This is a genomic window from Enterobacter sp. RIT418 (assembly GCF_003057745.1).
In the GTDB taxonomy this organism is placed as follows: Bacteria; Pseudomonadota; Gammaproteobacteria; order Enterobacterales; family Enterobacteriaceae; genus Enterobacter.
This window is the reverse complement of sequence record NZ_QBJD02000014.1, coordinates 48,081-66,125: the sequence shown is the minus strand read 5'-3', so window position 1 is coordinate 66,125 and position 18,045 is coordinate 48,081. Positions and strand designations below refer to the sequence as shown.

The 18,045-nt window shown below is 57.1% G+C and carries 17 protein-coding genes and 1 pseudogene; 5 read left to right on the top strand and 13 right to left on the bottom strand.

The window, feature by feature from the left end; all coding sequences use genetic code 11:
- Window positions 1–14: 14 nt before the first annotated feature.
- Window positions 15–1,325, bottom strand: a complete 1,311-nt coding sequence (locus DBY73_RS16340) for a conjugal transfer protein TraF (protein WP_112012123.1) — start codon at window positions 1,323–1,325, stop codon at window positions 15–17.
- A gap of 171 nt (window positions 1,326–1,496) precedes the next feature.
- The gene (locus DBY73_RS16335) at window positions 1,497–1,985 is read right to left on the bottom strand and encodes a cupin domain-containing protein (RefSeq protein WP_112012122.1); all 489 of its coding nucleotides are present in this window, start codon (window positions 1,983–1,985) and stop codon (window positions 1,497–1,499) included.
- A 114-nt stretch (window positions 1,986–2,099) separates the two neighbouring features.
- Here DBY73_RS16335 and zur point away from each other — a divergent pair, with 114 nt between their 5' ends.
- Complete coding sequence (gene zur, locus DBY73_RS16330) at window positions 2,100–2,615, top strand: zinc uptake transcriptional repressor Zur (protein ID WP_112012121.1); 516 nt, start codon at window positions 2,100–2,102, stop codon at window positions 2,613–2,615.
- 67 nt (window positions 2,616–2,682) lie between these two features.
- Here zur and DBY73_RS16325 read toward each other — a convergent pair whose 3' ends face one another.
- The 5 genes and pseudogenes from DBY73_RS16325 to DBY73_RS16310 all read right to left on the bottom strand — a co-directional run bounded on the left by DBY73_RS16325 (window position 2,683) and on the right by DBY73_RS16310 (window position 5,497).
- Complete coding sequence (locus DBY73_RS16325; protein WP_112012120.1) at window positions 2,683–2,892, bottom strand: CsbD family protein; 210 nt, start codon at window positions 2,890–2,892, stop codon at window positions 2,683–2,685.
- A gap of 48 nt (window positions 2,893–2,940) precedes the next feature.
- Window positions 2,941–3,012: pseudogene (locus DBY73_RS22405) on the bottom strand (hypothetical protein); the annotation flags it as partial.
- An 8-nt stretch (window positions 3,013–3,020) separates the two neighbouring features.
- A complete protein-coding gene (gene dinF / locus DBY73_RS16320) occupies window positions 3,021–4,346 on the bottom strand; it encodes an MATE family efflux transporter DinF (protein ID WP_112012119.1) in 1,326 nt (441 codons plus the stop codon).
- Window positions 4,347–4,411: 65 nt separating this feature from the next.
- Complete coding sequence (gene lexA, locus DBY73_RS16315) at window positions 4,412–5,020, bottom strand: transcriptional repressor LexA (RefSeq protein WP_112012118.1); 609 nt, start codon at window positions 5,018–5,020, stop codon at window positions 4,412–4,414.
- A 108-nt stretch (window positions 5,021–5,128) separates the two neighbouring features.
- Complete coding sequence (locus DBY73_RS16310) at window positions 5,129–5,497, bottom strand: diacylglycerol kinase (protein WP_112012117.1); 369 nt, start codon at window positions 5,495–5,497, stop codon at window positions 5,129–5,131.
- A 153-nt stretch (window positions 5,498–5,650) separates the two neighbouring features.
- Here DBY73_RS16310 and plsB point away from each other — a divergent pair, with 153 nt between their 5' ends.
- Window positions 5,651–8,071: a glycerol-3-phosphate 1-O-acyltransferase PlsB gene (plsB, locus tag DBY73_RS16305; RefSeq protein WP_112012116.1), complete on the top strand. Its 2,421-nt coding sequence runs from the start codon at window positions 5,651–5,653 to the stop codon at window positions 8,069–8,071.
- 88 nt (window positions 8,072–8,159) lie between these two features.
- On the opposite strand, the gene ubiA is transcribed toward plsB, so the two are convergent.
- The 5 genes from ubiA to malK all read right to left on the bottom strand — a co-directional run bounded on the left by ubiA (window position 8,160) and on the right by malK (window position 13,301).
- Window positions 8,160–9,029: a 4-hydroxybenzoate octaprenyltransferase gene (ubiA, locus tag DBY73_RS16300; RefSeq protein ID WP_112012115.1), complete on the bottom strand. Its 870-nt coding sequence runs from the start codon at window positions 9,027–9,029 to the stop codon at window positions 8,160–8,162.
- A gap of 12 nt (window positions 9,030–9,041) precedes the next feature.
- Window positions 9,042–9,539: a chorismate lyase gene (gene ubiC / locus DBY73_RS16295; RefSeq protein ID WP_112012114.1), complete on the bottom strand. Its 498-nt coding sequence runs from the start codon at window positions 9,537–9,539 to the stop codon at window positions 9,042–9,044.
- Window positions 9,540–9,718: 179 nt separating this feature from the next.
- Window positions 9,719–10,663 (bottom strand): maltose operon protein MalM, encoded by a 945-nt coding sequence (gene malM / locus DBY73_RS16290; protein WP_112012113.1) that lies wholly within the window; start codon window positions 10,661–10,663, stop codon window positions 9,719–9,721.
- Between the two features lie 113 nt (window positions 10,664–10,776).
- A complete protein-coding gene (locus DBY73_RS16285) occupies window positions 10,777–12,120 on the bottom strand; it encodes a maltoporin (protein WP_112012112.1) in 1,344 nt (447 codons plus the stop codon).
- A 71-nt stretch (window positions 12,121–12,191) separates the two neighbouring features.
- Window positions 12,192–13,301 (bottom strand): maltose/maltodextrin ABC transporter ATP-binding protein MalK, encoded by a 1,110-nt coding sequence (gene malK, locus DBY73_RS16280; RefSeq protein ID WP_112012111.1) that lies wholly within the window; start codon window positions 13,299–13,301, stop codon window positions 12,192–12,194.
- Window positions 13,302–13,671: 370 nt separating this feature from the next.
- Here malK and malE point away from each other — a divergent pair, with 370 nt between their 5' ends.
- From malE to malG, 3 genes are all read left to right on the top strand, one after another.
- A complete protein-coding gene (gene malE, locus DBY73_RS16275; protein ID WP_112012110.1) occupies window positions 13,672–14,862 on the top strand; it encodes a maltose/maltodextrin ABC transporter substrate-binding protein MalE in 1,191 nt (396 codons plus the stop codon).
- A gap of 64 nt (window positions 14,863–14,926) precedes the next feature.
- The gene (gene malF / locus DBY73_RS16270) at window positions 14,927–16,471 is read left to right on the top strand and encodes a maltose ABC transporter permease MalF (RefSeq protein WP_112012109.1); all 1,545 of its coding nucleotides are present in this window, start codon (window positions 14,927–14,929) and stop codon (window positions 16,469–16,471) included.
- Between the two features lie 14 nt (window positions 16,472–16,485).
- The gene (malG, locus tag DBY73_RS16265; RefSeq protein ID WP_112012108.1) at window positions 16,486–17,376 is read left to right on the top strand and encodes a maltose ABC transporter permease MalG; all 891 of its coding nucleotides are present in this window, start codon (window positions 16,486–16,488) and stop codon (window positions 17,374–17,376) included.
- Window positions 17,377–17,469: 93 nt separating this feature from the next.
- On the opposite strand, the gene psiE is transcribed toward malG, so the two are convergent.
- Window positions 17,470–17,880, bottom strand: coding sequence for a phosphate-starvation-inducible protein PsiE (psiE, locus tag DBY73_RS16260; RefSeq protein ID WP_112012107.1), 411 nt, complete (start codon window positions 17,878–17,880; stop codon window positions 17,470–17,472).
- Between the last annotated feature and the right edge of the window lie 165 nt (window positions 17,881–18,045).

Sequence of the window (18,045 nt, the reverse complement as noted above, 5' to 3'; positions counted from 1 at the left end):
GCCTCCGGTGCACTTTAAAACGTCATGCTGAGCTGCGCGCCTGCGCCCCAGGTTTCGTCTTCACCGTACAGGCCCATCAGGTCTACGTGGACCGTGTTGAACGGCGCGAAGCCGAGGCCGCCGGTAAAGACGTTGCTGTCGTTTCCTTTCATATCCGCCCGGAAACCGGCACGCACGGCCAGCCAGCTTAGCGGCGTAATCTCGGCACCGACGCCCGCGTACTGCGAGGTATCTTCGCTCTTGAAGCCTTTGGTTTCGGTGAGATCGCCGTCGGCGGTTAAGGTCACGAGATCGTTGTGCCAGGCCGCACCGGCGGTCACCAGCGGACGGATCTGATACGTATCTTTATAGCTCACCACTTCGCCCGTGCGCCCGTTGCGGATACGGACATCTTTTGTATCGATGTCGCGCGACATCAGGTTTTGCCCGCTCAGGCCTACCGTCCAGTGTTCACCGAAATCAGCTGCAATACCGGCGTCAACGTTAAAGCCCGTATCGTCAGTGCGGTAGCGGCTATCGTTCCATTTATTGCTGTCGTAATCGTAAATGGACGTGGTGTAGTTATAAACCCAGGTTTTCTGCAGCTTCGGCGTCACGCCCACGGATACCGGCACGCCACCCAGGTCAAACTGACGGGCAACGGCAATGCCGTAGTCGGAGACAATCGCCGCCCGGCCAGACGCCGTTGAGTTGAGATTTTTGGTAATTTGGTCCGTGCCGTTGAGCGCAGCATCCAGCGCTACGCCTGCCGCCACGAGATCGCTGTTTTGAATACCGCGCAGGTAATCAATATCCTGCGGATCGATTGAAGAACTGACCCGCCCGTGGGCATAGCCTTTCGCCATAAAGGCCACTGACAACACATCGTTAGGAATGCTCACCGCAATTCCCGCGCCCGCCGTGGCGCGGGCGGTTTTCCCGTTGAGGTAGTCGAGTTCATCAGCGAGATCTTTCGCTGCGCCCTGGAACTGGTTGATTGAACCTAACGGGTTGGTAATGATTTCGCCAGGGGTAAGGCTGTCCACCACGTCCTTATAGTGATTGATTTTGTCGTTGATGTTATCAATCTCGTCCTGAAGATTGTCCTTGTCGGTAATTTGCGCGCCGACTGAAGGCAAGATCACCGATACATCATCATCAGGCTTCGCTTTCGCCAGCAGCGCCGGGTTGATTAACGCCCCGCTGCCGTAGCTGCCCGCCGCAACGCCCGTACCGCCCATCGCGTCGCTGCGCGCTTCCGCCCAGGTATTGGCTGCTCCCGCCTGATTTGCCATAAAAAAGGAGACAGCAATGCTAACCATCGAAAATTTAAAATGTTTTTTCACAGTATGCTCGTCATAAATTTTGTTATGAATTAACCCCTGTCTGTTATCACCCAGACAGGGACGAACTATTGCTGTGAATAAGACGCAAAAGACCCGCTATTTCCCTAAGTTAAATTTCCCGTGCGGCCTGTTGTAATATGTGACGGCCCTCAATATTTATAGAAGAGGAAATTATTTTCGCCCAGGTTTTCCGTCGTGCGGGCCAAAAAACTGAGGAGGATGATCAACCCAGCGGTCCTCACGCGTTGCCGCATACACCGGGTTAAGCGGATAGTAGATGCGGTTGTGCTTTTTGTTCGCTTCGCCAACCACCAGCAGGCGAACCTCTTCGTCGGTATTATTGATAAAGGTGTGGCAAACGCCCGTTCCGGCTGGGAACCCCACGCTGTCGCCCGGCTCCAGCTTCCACAGATATCCGTTGATCCAGGCTTCAGGATAGCCTTCCAGCACGTAGATAAATTCCTCTTCATCGCTTTCGGCATGCGGATAAGAGGTGCGTCGGCCGGGCGGGAGGCGCTCGTGATGGATACCCATTCGCCTCAGCCCCAGCTGACGCGCCAGCGGCGCGCCGATGGAAAAACGCTCCTCGCTGTCTGGATAGGTGGAGTCATCTGCGCCTTCTACGTCGCGCCAGTGCCGAATACAGTCAGGTCTTTTCATAGGTCATTTCCCGGAATGTGATGCGTCAGGTATAGCACAGCCCGGCGGATCTCGGCGTTTTAAGCAGAACATGATAAAGTGAGTCTTTCTCACTGACGTCATCCGAGGTGCCCAATGGATAAGACCACAACGCAGGAGCTGTTAGCGCAAGCTGAAAAGCTGTGCGCGCAACGCAATGTGCGCCTGACCCCGCAGCGCCTTGAGGTATTGCGCCTGATGAGTCTGCAACAGGGCGCCATCAGCGCGTACGATTTGCTCGACCTGCTGCGCGAAAGCGAGCCGCAGGCGAAACCGCCGACCGTTTATCGGGCGCTGGATTTTCTGCTGGAACAAGGATTTGTGCATAAGGTCGAATCCACGAACAGCTACGTGCTGTGCCACCTGTTCGACCAGCCAACCCATACGTCAGCGATGTTTATCTGCGACCGCTGCGGCGCCGTAAAGGAAGAAGGCGCGGAAGGCGTGGAGGACATTATGCAAACTCTGGCGGCCAGAATGGGCTTTGCCCTGCGGCATAATGTGATTGAAGCGCACGGCCTGTGTTCAGCCTGCGTGGAGGTTGAATCCTGTAAGCATCAGGATGCTTGCCAGCACGATCACTCCATTCTGGTAAAGAAGAAACCGCGCTAGGCATACAGAAAAGGCGGCTTAGCGCCGCCCTCTGACAGTACATCCTTGTACCTGCGGGTTTACCGGGTTACCAACGATAGTCGTTGCGGGTTTCCCAGTCTTTCACTTCGGTTTCAGCTTTGTCTTTCTCGTAGCCGTAACGTTCCTGAATTTTCCCGACAAGCTGATCGCGCTTACCTTCGATGACGGTCATATCATCGTCCGTCAGCTTACCCCACTGTTCTTTCGCTTTACCTTTAAACTGCTTCCAGTTGCCGCCGATTTCGTCTTTATTCATAATCGTGTCCTCGTGTTAAGCGTCATTGAGTAGCGTCCGTAACGTGCTTTTCTGCTGGACGTGATAATAATTGTAGTTAAGGATTCGGCGGCCGTTTTCATATTCAGAATCTTTAACCATCGCAACGATTACGAAGACACAAACCAGGTGTTGTTGCGCCAGTGGCGATGCCAGATAAAGGCCAGCGACAGCCCGCGCAGGGAGAGAAAAACGGCCAGCGCGAGCCATAGGCCATGGTTGCCCAGGTACGGAACGGTGAGCAACGTAAGGCCAAACCCGACCGCCGCTACCGCCATGCTGTTACGCATTTCAGCCCCGCGCGTTGCCCCGATAAACATGCCATCCAGCAGATAACACCAGACGCCGACCACCGGCAACACCACCTGCCAGACGATGTAATGACCGGCCAGTTCACGCAGCGCGGGCAGTGAGGTAAGCAAGGCAACGATTGACTGGCCAAAACCGGCGTAAACCACTGCGAATGCGAGGGCTACCAGCCCTGCCTGACGACAGGCGGCACGCCAGACGTCGCGCAGCTGGCCGCTTTTCCCTGCGCCATAGGCCTGACCGGAGTGCGCCTCAACGGCATAGGCAAAGCCGTCCAGCGCATAGGCCGTAAAGGTCAGCAGCGTCATCAGAACCGCATTAACCGCGACAATCTCAGGCCCAAGCCGCGCGCCGTAGACGGTCAGCGCGCCAAAGCACAGCTGTAGCAGAAGCGAACGCAGCATGATGTCGCGGTTGAGCGCCAGCAGCTTGCGAATATTGCCGCGCCAGGCCTTTTTCAGCAGCGCAACCGGGATCCCGCGCATCGCCAGCACGCGCCAGACCATCCCTAATCCGATGAGAAGCGTGCCGTACTCCGCCACTACCGTCGCAAGAGCCGCTCCCTGCACGTTCATGTGCAGGCCGATGACCAGCCACAGATCGAGGACGATATTAAGCAGGTTGCCCACCACCAGCAGGATCACCGGGGCGCGGGCATACTGAACGCCCAGCAGCCACCCGAGCAAAACGAGGTTTGCCAGCGACGCGGGCGCGCTAAGCCAGCGGATCGCCAGAAAACGCCTCGCCTGCTCAAGCACCGCCTCGCTGCCGCCGACGATATGCAGCGCTAAATCAATAAGCGGAGAGCGCAGCAGGACAATCAGTATTCCTGCGCCCACCGCCAGGATTAACGGCTGCACCAGCGCGCGCGCCAGGCGCAGCGGATCTTTCGCGCCATACGCCTGCGCCGTCAGCCCGGTGGTGCTCATGCGCAGAAAGAGCAGCAGCATAAAGAGGAAGCTGGTCGCCGTTGCGCCAATCGCGACGCCGCCCAGATACACGGGCGAGTCAAGGTGGCCAATCACCGCCGTATCAACAAGCCCCAGGAGAGGAACGGTGATATTGGAGAAGATCATCGGCAGCGCAAGACGCCACAATGCTTTATCGGAAGCCGTCAGCAGAGACATGGGAAAATACCGGGGACGATAATACGAAACGGGCCGCGGAGAAACCGCAGCCCGTCAGGAAGAGATTACAGCCATTCGCCGTTGCGGATAACGCCAACCGCCAGGCCCTCGATGGAGAAGCTCTGTTCGCGCAGGTCTACCACAATCGGCGTGAACTCGTTGTTTTCCGGCAGAAGCTGCACGGTGTTGCCCTGTTTTTTCAGGCGCTTAACGGTCACTTCGTCATCGATACGCGCGACAACAACCTGCCCGTTGCGCACGTCCTGCGTCTTGTGGACGGCCAGCAGGTCACCGTCAAGAATCCCGATGTCTTTCATGGACATCCCGCTAACGCGCAGCAGGAAGTCAGCGCTTGGCTTGAACATCCCAGGATCGACCTGATAGTGGCCTTCAATATGCTGCTGCGCCAGCAGCGGCTCACCGGCTGCAACGCGGCCAACCAGCGGAATACCCGTCTCTTCTTCGACAAGCAGACGAATACCGCGAGACGCGCCGGAGACGATCTCAATCACGCCTTTACGTGCCAGCGCTTTCAGGTGTTCCTCGGCAGCGTTTGGAGAACGGAAGCCCAGACGCTGCGCGATTTCCGCACGCGTGGGTGGCATACCCGTCTGGCCGATATGATCCCGAATGAGATCAAACACCTCTTGCTGCCTGGTCGTTAACGCTTTCATTCCGCCCCCTGGGTGTATATACAGTTATGCTGTGAGTATATACAGTCAAAGGCGAATTTGGAACCAAAAACTGCACAAAAAACCAGGGACTTAATTATTTCTCGAGGCTCATCGGAAATGCGACCAAAGCAGGGTGACCCAGGTTATCGCCGCGACGATAATCGCCAGCAGTACAGCAGCAGACCCCATGTCTTTTGCGCGTCCGGAAAGCTCGTGGAAATCGGAACCGATACGGTCAACAACCGCCTCAATAGCGCTATTGAGAATTTCCACTATCATCACCAAAAGCACCGAACCGATGAGAAGTACGCGAGTTATTGCATCAACATCCAGGAAACAGGCGATGATAACCGCGACGATAGCGGCGACCCCTTCCTGGCGAAAAGCGGCTTCATTGAGCCATGCGGCACGGAAACCTTTCCATGAATAGCCGGCGGCTTTGATGATTCGGGTTAACCCAGTGGTATTATTGGCCATTAAAAGAACCTTTTATTGGAAAGAGCGTCAATAACTACAGCCGCAGCGCGTTTGCTGCCACCTGAAGTATGACGGGTAACAACAGAAATTTTGCGCGCTTTCTGTTATCCTTGCGCCGCAATTGCATTATTAACCAGAGGCTTTACATCGTTTATGTCCGGCTGGCCACGAATTTACTACAAATTACTTAATTTACCATTAAGCGTACTGGTAAAAAGTAAGTCTATCCCAGCAGAACCCGCGCTGGAATTAGGGCTCGATACCTCGCGCCCCATTATGTACGTTTTGCCTTATAACTCGAAGGCTGACCTGTTAACGCTTCGCGCGCAGTGCCTGGCGCACGATCTGCCTGACCCGCTTGAACCGCTGGAAGTCGACGGTACGCTGCTGCCGCGCTATGTGTTCATTCACGGCGGGCCGCGCGTGTTTACCTATTACACGCCGAAAGAAGAGTCGATCAAGCTTTTCCACGACTACCTCGATCTGCACCGCAGCAATCCCGATTTGGACGTGCAGATGGTGCCGGTCTCCGTGATGTTTGGCCGCCGACCGGGCCGCGAAAAGGGCGAAGAGAATCCCCCGCTGCGCATGCTTAACGGCATTCAAAAATTCTTCGCCGTCTCCTGGCTGGGACGCGACAGCTTCGTGCGTTTCTCCCCTTCTGTTTCGCTGCGCCGCATGGCGGACGAGCACGGAACGGACAAGATCATCGCACAAAAGCTCGCGCGCGTGGCGCGTATGCACTTTGCGCGTCAGCGTCTCGCCGCGGTTGGCCCTCGCCTGCCTGCGCGCCAGGATCTGTTCAACAAGCTGCTGGCCTCTAAAGCGATTGCCCGCGCCGTCGAAGACGAGGCGCGCAGCAAGAAAATTTCCCACGAGAAGGCCCAGCAGAACGCCATCGCGCTGATGGAAGAGATCGCCGCGAACTTCTCCTACGAGATGATTCGCCTGTCTGACCGCATTCTGGGCTTCACCTGGAACCGGCTCTATCAGGGGATTAACGTCCATAACGCCGAGCGCGTGCGCCAGCTGGCACATGACGGCCATGAAATTGTCTACGTGCCTTGCCACCGTAGCCATATGGACTACCTGCTGCTCTCCTACGTGCTTTACCACCAGGGGCTGGTGCCGCCGCATATTGCGGCCGGTATTAACCTGAACTTCTGGCCAGCGGGCCCGATCTTCCGCCGCCTGGGCGCGTTCTTTATTCGTCGAACCTTTAAGGGCAATAAGCTCTACTCGACCGTCTTCCGTGAATACCTCGGCGAGCTTTTCAGCCGCGGCTATTCCGTAGAATACTTCGTCGAGGGCGGACGTTCCCGCACCGGACGTTTGCTCGATCCAAAGACCGGCACGCTGTCGATGACTATTCAGGCGATGCTGCGCGGCGGTACGCGCCCCATCACGCTGGTGCCAATCTATATTGGCTATGAGCACGTGATGGAAGTGGGCACCTACGCCAAAGAGCTGCGCGGGGCAACCAAAGAGAAAGAGAGCCTGCCGCAGATGCTGCGCGGCCTCAGCAAGCTGCGCAACCTGGGCGAGGGCTACGTGAACTTCGGCGAGCCAATGCCGCTGATGACGTACCTGAATACCCACGTTCCCGAGTGGCGTGAATCCATCGATCCCATCGAAGCGGTGCGTCCAGCGTGGCTGACGCCGACCGTCAACGGCATTGCGTCAGAGCTGATGGTGCGTATCAACAGCGCCGGTGCGGCAAACGCCATGAACCTGTGCTGCACGGCGCTTCTGGCCTCGCGCCAGCGCTCGCTCACCCGCGAGCAGCTGACCGAGCAGCTCGATTGCTACCTGAGCATCATGCGCAACGTGCCGTACTCCGTCGATTCGACCGTTCCTTCTGCTACCGCCAGCGAGCTTATCGACCACGCGCTGCAGATGAACAAGTTTGAAGTCGAGAAGGATACGATTGGTGACATCATCATTCTGCCGCGCGAGCAGGCGGTGCTGATGACCTACTATCGCAACAACATCACGCATATGCTGATGCTGCCGTCCCTGATGGCCGCCATTCTGACCCAGCACCGCCGCATTTCGCATCAGGAGCTGTTACGCCACATTGAAGCCATCTATCCGATGCTGAAAGCGGAGCTGTTCCTGCGCTGGAGCAAAGACGAGCTGGCCGCCGAGCTGGCGAAGATGACGGAAGAGATGCGTCGTCAGGGGCTGATTACGGTTAATGAGAACGAGCTGCTCATCAACCCGTCACGCTCCCGAACTCTGCAGCTGCTGGCCGCTGGCGCGCGCGAAACGCTGCAACGCTACGCCATCACCTTCTGGCTGCTGAGCGCGAATCCGTCCATTAACCGCGGCACGCTGGAAAAAGAGAGCCGCACGCTGGCACAGCGCCTCTCCGTTCTGCACGGTATCAATGCGCCTGAGTTCTTTGACAAGGCGGTGTTCAGCTCGCTGGTGCTGACGCTGCGTGACGAAGGGTTCATTAGCGACACGGGCGATGCCGAGCCGGAAGAGACGATGAAGATTTATCAGATGCTGGCAGAGCTGATTACCGCCGACGTGCGTTTAACGATTGAGAGCTCGACGCAGGGCGAGTGATGTTATCAGCGGACTGATGCCCTCACCCCGGCCCTCTCCCACGGGGAGAGGGAGAAAACAAAACGGCAGCCATTCGGCTGCCGTACTTTTATGAGAAGTAGCTCATCGCCAGCCCCAAAAACAGCACCAGGCCCACGTAGTTATTGTTCATAAACGCCTTGAAGCACGCTTCGCGATCCCGCTTCGCAATCAGCTTTTGCTGGTACGCAAACAGCAGCCCCGCCACCAGCACGGACCAGTAAAACTCCCAGTTCAGGCCGTTAAGGCGACCGATGGCCACCATCAGCGCCAGCACCGCAACCTGCAAAATACCGATGATCAGCTTGTCCTGACGCCCGAACAAAATCGCCGTCGATTTGATACCAATCTTCAGGTCGTCGTCGCGGTCAACCATCGCATATTGCGTATCGTACGCTACGGCCCAGAGAATGTTGGCCAGGAACATCAGCCAGCAGCTCAGCGGCACGGATTCGCTCACCGCGGCGAACGCCATCGGGATCGACCAGCCAAACGCGGCGCCAAGCACCACCTGCGGCAAATGGGTGTAGCGCTTCATAAACGGATACACCCAGGCCAGCGCCAGTGCGGCAACCGAAAGCAGAATGGTCATGGTGTTAAGCGTTAACACCAGCAGGAAGGAGAGCAGCACCAGCACCACAAACAGCGTGCGGGCCTCTTTCTCGGAAACCTGGCCGCTCGGCAGCGGTCGGTGGGCCGTGCGCTTCACGTGCCCGTCAAACTTGCGGTCCGCATAGTCATTCACCACGCAGCCCGCCGCGCGCATCAGCCAGACGCCCGCAACGAACACCGCCAGGATCCACAGCGGCGGTACGCCCGGCGTGGCAACCCACAGCGCCCACAGGGTCGGCCACAGCAGCAGCAGCGCGCCGATCGGTTTATCCGTGCGCATCAGGCGGTGAAAGGCCAGCAGCTTGTTCTGCGTCAGACTCCACTCCATTTTATCTTCCTCTTAGTACAGCGGCGATGCCGGTAAAAACAGTTCCGTCAGAATAAGCGGCTTACCGCTCAGGCGAAGGCGGGAACGACGCCCCCACAGATCGGCATCGCGACCAATCTCAATAAAATCTCGGGTAAGCTCGGACGAGGTGAAAAGATAGCGCCCCAGCGGCGTTTTTCCCAGCCGCTGCAGCGCGAGCTCGGGCCCGGAAAGGGTGGATTCTGGCACCACCGTCCGCCCGGCAAGCCACGGCTCGCCGTCGGCGCAGAGCAGGATCTCGCGCAGCCAGTAGCGTTCTTCAGACGGCAGCAGCGGCAGCTCGCTGGCAACCTCATCGGCAGCGACAAATCCTTCGCGGATCATCGTCACCGTGATCGTTTTACCCTGTTGCTCAAAACGTTTTGTCATGGAATCTTCCAGCAGCAGCCAGTCAAGCTGCGCCGGTTCAAGCGCGGGTATGTGGTCTAAATAGCGCAGCGCACGCAATTGCGTTAGCGCGGGGTGTGACATGCCAGACTCTCCGATACATAACGTAATGGCATTGTATCGCAGAAACGCGGCTTGGGGGCGGTCAAACGTTATTTAACGATCACTATCGCAACAACGGTGCAACAGACACGGACGGCATGAAAAAAAGTGCGCCCACTCAGGCGCACTAAAACTAACAAATCAGCACTGCGGGGAGACGATCACCCCTTGCCTTTTACACTGCTGATAAAGGTGGAACGGGCAGTGGTTGAACCTAAACGTTCGGCCTCATCAAGCAGCTTCAGCGCCTTATCGACATCGCCGCGCTTCACGGCCTGCTTAATCGCGTTGTTGAAGTATGCTTCGGTGTCGTTCAGTACCGGCTCCGCTTTCTTCGCCGGCGCAGCGGCTGGCGCGGCGGCGACAGGGGCAGCCGGTGCGGCGTAAACCGGTGCGGCAGTGTTGCCCACGGTCACAGGACCATTGCCGGAGGAGCCAAACAGCGGGCCAACCAGCACGCTGGAGCCGCTGTTGGTTTTCACCTTCAGCTTCAGCGTTCCGTCGGTCACGTGGCGGGCAATCGGGTCCGGAATATCCGGCACGGCGTTGCCGGTACCCTTCGCATAGGCTTTTGCCGGATCGAGCAATGTGGTGGTTTTCTGCAGATCTTGCTCGGTGGTAAAGACCAGCACGTAGAGTTTTTGCTGTCCCAGCGCAGGCGTCAGGCGCATCACCCCTTCCAGGCGGTCAGCGCTCATCACGCCCGGCTCCTGGTAGGTAAAGTATTCGCTTGGGAAAAACGCCGATGGCGTCATGTTCTGATCGAGAATCAGCACGTTCGGCGCAAACACGCTGGTTTGTTTGTTCACTTCGCTGGTCAGGGTAATGGCCAGCTCGCCAATGTTGGCCGGAACGCTATAGGCGGCAACCGGGCCGGTGATGCCCGGCACGTTCAGCTGCTGGCCGCCCGTTGAAAGCTGGGTGGTCTGCGTTTTAGATTGATCGACCGGCGTCCAGGTGAGCTGCTGGAGCGACGCGGCAGGAATAGACGGTGCGGAGGTCGTGTTCTGGGGGACGAAATTCACGTCAGCCAGCGTAACGGCAGGTACGCTCGCCAGCAGGCCTGCAGACAGGCAAACGGCAAGGAGAGTTTTGTTCATTTTCATTGTTATCACCTCAGAAAGCACGGGTTCAGCGGTAGCCAGGCAATAGCGCGCTGCCCCAAGGATTGAGGGGCTTTCGCCCCTCAGTTTGGTCATTACGTCAGGTTAAGACGGGATTACCACCAGATTTCCATCTGGGCGCCGAAGGACCACTCGTCGCTGTCGCCGCGGCCGAAGGAACCGCCGTTGAAGCCATCTTTAAACGCTTTACCGTAGTTAGGGTTATTTCCTGGGTTACCGTTGTAGTCGTAGCCCCACTTCTCATCCCACTTCGCGTAGGTTGCGAAGACGCGGATAGCCGGACGAGACCAGATGCTGTCGCCAGCCTGCCACTGTTGTGCCAGGGTGATTTTGTACTGGTTGTTGGTGTCGCCAGTTTCCTGGGATTTGACGTTGTCGTAGCCCACTTCCAGCAGGGTGCTCATGATTGGCGTCCATTTGTACATTGGACGTACGCCCACGGTCCACCACTTGGTGCCGTTGTTGTTATCCCAGTCGATGTCCTGATACATACCGACGTACATCAGGTCCCAGCTATCGCCCAGGGAGATTGCACCGTGGTCGAGGATACGCAGCAGGCTGCCGTTGTTGTTGATGTCATACGCAAAGCCGGAGTTGCCGTCAATGCCTACGCCAGAACCTTGAGACAGGCCTTTACCCTGAGAGGTCATGGAGTCGGTGGCGTACTGAACCACAAACTTGTTGTAGCCTTTCAGCATGCTCTGGGTGTGTTCAGCGGTGAACATCCAGCCGTCTTTAGACGCGCCGTCAACCAGGCGATAGTCATCACGCGGGTTGGCACGGCCGTAGTCAACGCCCAGCTCCAGGGTGCCGCCCGGGTTGACTTCCATCTGCGCTAAACGCACGTCAAAGACGTCGTTCGCGGTGCGCGTGGTGTAATCATAAATGCTGTTGCTGGCGAAGGAGGAAGAGCCGCCCGCTTCAGAAGAACGGGTTGCAGCCAGAGAGAGTTTACCGAAGCCGACGTCGATATTTTCCAGACCCGCACCAGGACCAGAGATATCCCAGTAGTAGAAGTCGATCATGTGAACGTCGTGACGCTGATAGAAGCGCTTACCGGCCCAGATGGTGGAACCCGGCAGCCATTCAATCAGGTTTTTACCCTGCACGTTAGCTTCACGGAACGCGGGATCGGTCGCTTCCCAGTCATTCTGCTGCGCCACGGAGTACGCGACGTTAGTATCGAAATAGAAGCTCTTATCGCCTTCTTTCCATACTTCCTGGCCCAGCTTCAGTTCGGCATAGGTTTCACATTCGTTACCGAGACGGTATTTACTTTGTGCACCCGTTGCCTGGAAACATTGTTGTTCGCCGCCACTTCCCGTCCAGCCGATACCGGAACGAGCATAACCATGGAAATCCACTGCCAGCGCCTGAGCAGACATTACGCCCGCTGCGACGGCAACTGCCAGAGGAAGTTTGCGCAGAGTAATCATCATTCTATCTCCTGAGATCATTGCTTTTCTTTGAACACTTCACCTGTCGGCTTCGTGTTTTCTTTTGGGATTGCTTAAACGCCTGGCTCTTGATGCAGCCGACGACATGCGGAGCCATCTTCACGGAACAGATGGCAGCGCTCTGGCGGCAAGCCGATAGCGAATTTGGCACCCTCTTCTACCAACACCACGTCATTCTGGCGGTAGACCAGGTTTTGACGGATGGCGGGGATCTGGATATGAATCTGTGTTTCGTGACCAAGCTGTTCGACGACCTGAACTTCACCTTCGAGGGTCACATCCGCGATGTGGCTCGGCAGTAAATGTTCCGGACGAATGCCGAGGGACATATTTGCCCCGACCTGTACGTTCGCGCTGTCCACCGGGAGCCAGACCTGCTGGCGGTTTGGCAGCTCGACCTGTACCTGTTCAATCGCCGTTGCGGTCACTTTGACGGGCAGGAAGTTCATCTTTGGCGAGCCAATAAAGCCCGCAACAAAGCGGTCTGCCGGGTAGTGATACAGCTCCAGCGGTTTACCCACCTGCGCCACGCGGCCGGCGTCCAGCACCACAATTTTATCGGCCAGGGTCATCGCCTCGACCTGATCGTGAGTGACGTAAATCATCGTGCGGCCAAGACGCTTGTGCAGACGGGAAATTTCGATACGCATCTGGACGCGCAGGGCGGCATCCAGGTTGGAAAGGGGTTCATCGAGCAGGAACACGCGCGGCTCTGCCACCAGCGTACGACCAATCGCCACGCGCTGGCGCTGGCCGCCGGAGAGCGCTTTCGGCTTGCGTTCCAGCAGGTGCGCCAGCTGTAACACCTCGGCGACCTGGGTCACGCGCTGGTTGATAACCTCTTTCTTCGCACCGGCCAGCTTCAGGCCGAAAGACATGTTCTCGGAAACGGACAGGTGGGGATAAAGCGCATAAGACTGGAACACCATGCCCACGCCGCGCTCGGCTGGCGGGGTGTCGTTCATCCGGGCATCACCAATAAACAAATCGCCGCTGGTGATCGTTTCAAGACCGGCAATCATACGCAGCAGAGTAGATTTACCACAGCCTGAAGGACCCACGAACACCACGAACTCACCTTCGTGGATGTCCAGATTGATGTCTTTAGACACCACTACGTCGCCCCAGGCCTTCGTTACATTACGCAGCTGTACGCTCGCCATGCCCTTCTCCCTTCGTTACAACCTGTCACCGACAGAAACATTCAACATAAGTTCACTATGGGGTATCCATTACTTTCGTGAATCCTCCACCCCCCGCCTTTTTTATGGGGGAGGAGGCGGGAGGATGAGAGATGACGCTCTGCGACCGCATCTGGCAGGCTGAGGCGAAAATCGTGACCCCGCCTGCAAAATTCAGAGGGGTTTTATGTGCGCCAGCACTCATAACTTAAATTTATGCAACGGAGATCACACAACGCGGGGGTGGGGCGTAGGGGCCGGGAGGATGGAAAGAGGATGTCAAATAAGGAGACTGAGCCACGTTGAACCACCTCATGTATCCACGAGCACATCACCAAAAAGGATGGCAGATATGAAGATCAAGACTGGCGCACGCGTTTTCGCATTGTCCGCCCTGGCAGCAATGATGATTTCCGCACCGGCTCTCGCCAAAATTGAAGAAGGTAAGCTGGTTATCTGGATTAACGGCGACAAAGGCTATAACGGCCTGGCCGAAGTGGGCAAAAAATTCGAGAAAGACACCGGTATCAAAGTCACCGTTGAGCACCCTGACAAGCTGGAAGAGAAATTCCCGCAGGTCGCAGCCACCGGCGACGGCCCGGACATCATCTTCTGGGCGCATGACCGTTTCGGCGGCTACGCGCAGTCTGGCCTGCTGGCTGAAGTGACGCCGGACAAAGCCTTCCAGGACAAGCTGTACCCGTTCACCTGGGACGCCGTTCGCTACAACGGCAAGCTGATTGCTTACCCCATCGCGGTGGAAGCGCTGTCGCTGATTTACAACAAAGACCTGGTGCCTAACCCGCCGAAAACCTGGGAAGAGATCCCGGCGCTGGACAAAGAGCTGAAGGCGAAGGGCAAATCCGCGCTGATGTTCAACCTGCAGGAACCGTACTTCACCTGGCCGCTGATTGCTGCCGACGGCGGTTACGCGTTTAAGTTTGAAAACGGCAAATACGACGTGAAGGACGTCGGCGTAGACAGCGCTGGCGCGAAAGCGGGCCTGACCTTCCTGGTTGACCTGATCAAGAACAAACACATGAACGCGGATACCGATTACTCCATCGCGGAAGCGGCGTTCAACAAAGGCGAAACCGCGATGACCATCAACGGTCCGTGGGCCTGGAGCAACATCGACAAGAGCAAAGTTAACTACGGCGTAGCGCTGCTGCCAACCTTCAAAGGCAAGCCGTCTAAACCGTTCGTGGGCGTGCTGAGCGCGGGCATCAACGCCGCCAGCCCGAACAAAGAGCTGGCGAAAGAGTTCCTGGAAAACTACCTGCTGACCGATCAGGGTCTGGATGAAGTGAACAAGGACAAACCGCTGGGCGCCGTCGCGCTGAAATCCTTCCAGGATCAGCTGGCGAAAGACCCGCGTATTGCGGCCACCATGGATAACGCCCAGAAAGGCGAAATCATGCCGAACATCCCTCAGATGGCCGCGTTCTGGTACGCCACCCGTACCGCTGTAATCAACGCCGCCAGCGGTCGTCAGACCGTCGACGCCGCGCTGAAGGATGCGCAGGGTCGTATTACTAAGTAATGCCGTAGTTCCCTCTCCCTTTGGGAGAGGGAGAAAAGATCACACGCTGTAGAGGAAGCACCCCATGGATGTCATTAAAAAGAAACGCTGGTGGCAAAGCGACGCGCTGAAGTGGTCAGTGATAGGTCTGCTGTGCCTGCTGGTGGGTTACCTTGTTGTTTTAATGTACGTACAAGGGGAGTATCTGTTCGCCATCATGACGCTGATTTTAAGCTCTGCTGGCCTGTATATTTTCGCTAACCGCAAAGCCTATGCCTGGCGCTATGTCTATCCGGGCGTGGCCGGAATGGGGCTGTTTGTCCTGTTCCCGCTGATCTGCACCATCGCCATTGCGTTCACCAACTACAGCAGCACCAACCAGCTTGCACAGGAGCGCGCCACGCAGGTGCTTCTGGACCGGTCTTATCAGGCGGGCAAAACGTTTAACTTCGGCCTTTATCCTGCGGGTGATGAATGGAAGCTGGCGCTCACGGACGAAGAGACGCAGAAGGTGTTTATTTCTGACGCGTTCAAATTCGGCGGCGAGCAGAAGCTGGCCTTAAAAGAGGCGACCGCCCTGCCGGAAGGCGAACGCGCCAACCTGCGCGTCATTACCCAGAACCGTCAGGCGCTGACCCAGCTTACCGCCGTGCTGCCGGACGAGAGCAAAGTGACCATGAGCTCGCTGCGCCAGTTCTCCGGCACGCAGCCGCTCTACACGCTGGCGGATGACGGCACGCTCACCAACAACCAGAGCGGCGTGAAGTACCGTCCGAACAACGACATTGGTTTTTATCAGTCCATTACTGCCGACGGCAAATGGGGTGATGACAAGCTCAGCCCGGGCTACACCGTCACCATCGGCTGGGACAACTTTACCCGCGTATTTACCGACGAAGGCATCCAGAAGCCGTTCTTCGCCATCTTTGTCTGGACCGTGGTCTTCTCGGTGCTGACAGTGATCCTGACCGTTGCGGTAGGCATGGTGCTGGCGTGCCTGGTGCAGTGGGAGTCCCTGAAGGGCAAAGCGATTTACCGCGTGCTGCTGATCCTGCCGTACGCCGTACCGTCGTTTATCTCGATTCTGATTTTCAAAGGGCTTTTTAACCAGAGCTTCGGTGAAATCAACATGATGCTGAGCGCGCTGTTCGGCATCAAACCGGCCTGGTTCAGCGACCCGACCACCGCCCGCTCGATGATTATCATCGTCAACACCTGGCTGGGCTATCCGTACATGATGATCCTGTGCATGGGCCTGCTGAAGGCGATTCCGGACGATCTGTACGAAGCCTCGGCGATGGACGGCGCGGGTCCGTTCCAGAACTTCTTCAAGATTACGCTGCCGCTGCTCATCAAGCCGCTGACGCCGCTGATGATCGCCAGCTTTGCCTTTAACTTTAACAACTTCGTGCTGATTCAGCTGTTGACCAACGGCGGCCCGGACCGTCTGGGCACCACCACGCCGGCGGGCTATACCGACCTTCTGGTGAGCTACACCTACCGCATCGCCTTTGAAGGCGGCGGCGGTCAGGACTTCGGCCTGGCGGCCGCGATTGCCACGCTGATCTTCCTGCTGGTAGGCGCGCTGGCGATTGTGAATCTGAAAGCCACACGAATGAAATTTGACTAAGGAGGGCGCTGACTATGTCTATGGTTCAACCTAAATCACAGAAGTTGCGTCTTTTTCTCACGCACTTAGGGCTGCTGATTTTCATCGCGGCGATCATGTTCCCGCTGCTGATGGTTATCGCCATCTCCCTGCGCTCCGGTAACTTCGCCACCGGGAGCCTGATCCCGGATGAAATCTCCTGGGAGCACTGGAAGCTGGCGCTGGGCTTTAGCGTGGAACACGCTGATGGCCGCGTGACGCCGCCGCCGTTCCCGGTGCTGCTGTGGCTGTGGAACTCGGTGAAAATCGCGGGCATCACCGCAATTGGCATCGTCACGCTCTCTACCACCTGCGCATACGCTTTCGCCCGCATGCGCTTCCCGGGGAAAGCGGCGCTGCTGAAAGGGATGTTGATTTTCCAGATGTTCCCGGCGGTCCTCTCGCTGGTTGCGCTGTACGCCCTGTTTGACCGCCTGGGCCAGTACGTGCCGTTTATCGGCCTGAATACCCACGGCGGCGTGATCTTCGCCTATCTTGGCGGCATCGCCCTGCACGTGTGGACCATTAAAGGCTACTTCGAAACTATCGACGGTTCGCTGGAAGAAGCGGCGGCGCTGGATGGCGCAACCCCGTGGCAGGCGTTCCGCCTGGTGCTGCTGCCGCTGTCGGTGCCGATTCTGGCGGTGGTATTTATCCTGTCGTTTATCGCCGCAATTACCGAAGTTCCGGTCGCGTCGCTGCTGCTGCGCGACGTGAACAGCTACACCCTGGCCGTGGGTATGCAGCAATACCTCAACCCGCAAAACTACCTGTGGGGCGACTTTGCCGCAGCGGCCGTGCTCTCCGCCATCCCGATTACCGTGGTGTTCCTGCTGGCCCAGCGCTGGCTGGTCAACGGCCTGACGGCGGGCGGTGTGAAAGGTTAAGTTTCATCTGTAATGCCACTGCAACCCTCAACTTTAGACGTATTGTATTGAACCACCTTGTGACTGTTAGGCGCTCTTCGGAGCGCCCTTTTTTTATTCGCGCTTCAGGCGCTTCGAGTTACACAGCCAAAGGGTAATGACCAGCAGCAGGATCGCCGCCGAGTAGATCAGCACGTCGAGCGGGGATTTATGATCGACGATGATCAGCCGCACAATCGCGGTGATCCCAATGTAGACAAAATAGCGCAGCGGAAAGTGAAAGCCGGACTGAAAATACTTCACAATCAGGGCGATAAACTCAAAGTAAAGGAAGTAAACCACCAGGCCTTCCACCAGCGCGTATTTGCTGGTTTGCTCGGGGGCGAACAGCACATCCGCCAGATGCACCGTCTCTTTGCCGAGAAAAACGACCAGTATCAGGCCAAGGCTCAGCAGACCGAGGTTCAGCACGGTCTGGAGGATCGTTGAGATAAACTCAACGCGCGGACGCGTCAGGGATGACATACGGCACCTCATTCTTCAGGGCGAGGTTCCTGTATAACGCAAAAGTGTGACGGGAATCTATATTTTTTGTTTATGTTTGAAGCAATGGAGAGGATTCCCTCTCACCCCGGCCCTCTCCCCAAAGGGGCGAGGGAGAAAAGACGGCTCCGGGCGATCCCCTCTCCC

What these genes read in the sequence shown, in the direction of transcription:
- DBY73_RS16335 (WP_112012122.1), bottom strand. Translation starts at nt 1,985, where the DNA reads ATGAAAAGACCTGACTGTATTCGGCACTGGCGCGACGTAGAAGGCGCA.
- zur (WP_112012121.1), top strand. Translation starts at nt 2,100, where the DNA reads ATGGATAAGACCACAACGCAGGAGCTGTTAGCGCAAGCTGAAAAGCTG.
- DBY73_RS16325 (WP_112012120.1), bottom strand. Translation starts at nt 2,892, where the DNA reads ATGAATAAAGACGAAATCGGCGGCAACTGGAAGCAGTTTAAAGGTAAA.
- dinF (WP_112012119.1), bottom strand. Translation starts at nt 4,346, where the DNA reads ATGTCTCTGCTGACGGCTTCCGATAAAGCATTGTGGCGTCTTGCGCTG.
- lexA (WP_112012118.1), bottom strand. Translation starts at nt 5,020, where the DNA reads ATGAAAGCGTTAACGACCAGGCAGCAAGAGGTGTTTGATCTCATTCGG.
- DBY73_RS16310 (WP_112012117.1), bottom strand. Translation starts at nt 5,497, where the DNA reads ATGGCCAATAATACCACTGGGTTAACCCGAATCATCAAAGCCGCCGGC.
- plsB (WP_112012116.1), top strand. Translation starts at nt 5,651, where the DNA reads ATGTCCGGCTGGCCACGAATTTACTACAAATTACTTAATTTACCATTA.
- ubiA (WP_112012115.1), bottom strand. Translation starts at nt 9,029, where the DNA reads ATGGAGTGGAGTCTGACGCAGAACAAGCTGCTGGCCTTTCACCGCCTG.
- ubiC (WP_112012114.1), bottom strand. Translation starts at nt 9,539, where the DNA reads ATGTCACACCCCGCGCTAACGCAATTGCGTGCGCTGCGCTATTTAGAC.
- malM (WP_112012113.1), bottom strand. Translation starts at nt 10,663, where the DNA reads ATGAAAATGAACAAAACTCTCCTTGCCGTTTGCCTGTCTGCAGGCCTG.
- DBY73_RS16285 (WP_112012112.1), bottom strand. Translation starts at nt 12,120, where the DNA reads ATGATGATTACTCTGCGCAAACTTCCTCTGGCAGTTGCCGTCGCAGCG.
- malK (WP_112012111.1), bottom strand. Translation starts at nt 13,301, where the DNA reads ATGGCGAGCGTACAGCTGCGTAATGTAACGAAGGCCTGGGGCGACGTA.
- malE (WP_112012110.1), top strand. Translation starts at nt 13,672, where the DNA reads ATGAAGATCAAGACTGGCGCACGCGTTTTCGCATTGTCCGCCCTGGCA.
- malF (WP_112012109.1), top strand. Translation starts at nt 14,927, where the DNA reads ATGGATGTCATTAAAAAGAAACGCTGGTGGCAAAGCGACGCGCTGAAG.
- malG (WP_112012108.1), top strand. Translation starts at nt 16,486, where the DNA reads ATGTCTATGGTTCAACCTAAATCACAGAAGTTGCGTCTTTTTCTCACG.
- psiE (WP_112012107.1), bottom strand. Translation starts at nt 17,880, where the DNA reads ATGTCATCCCTGACGCGTCCGCGCGTTGAGTTTATCTCAACGATCCTC.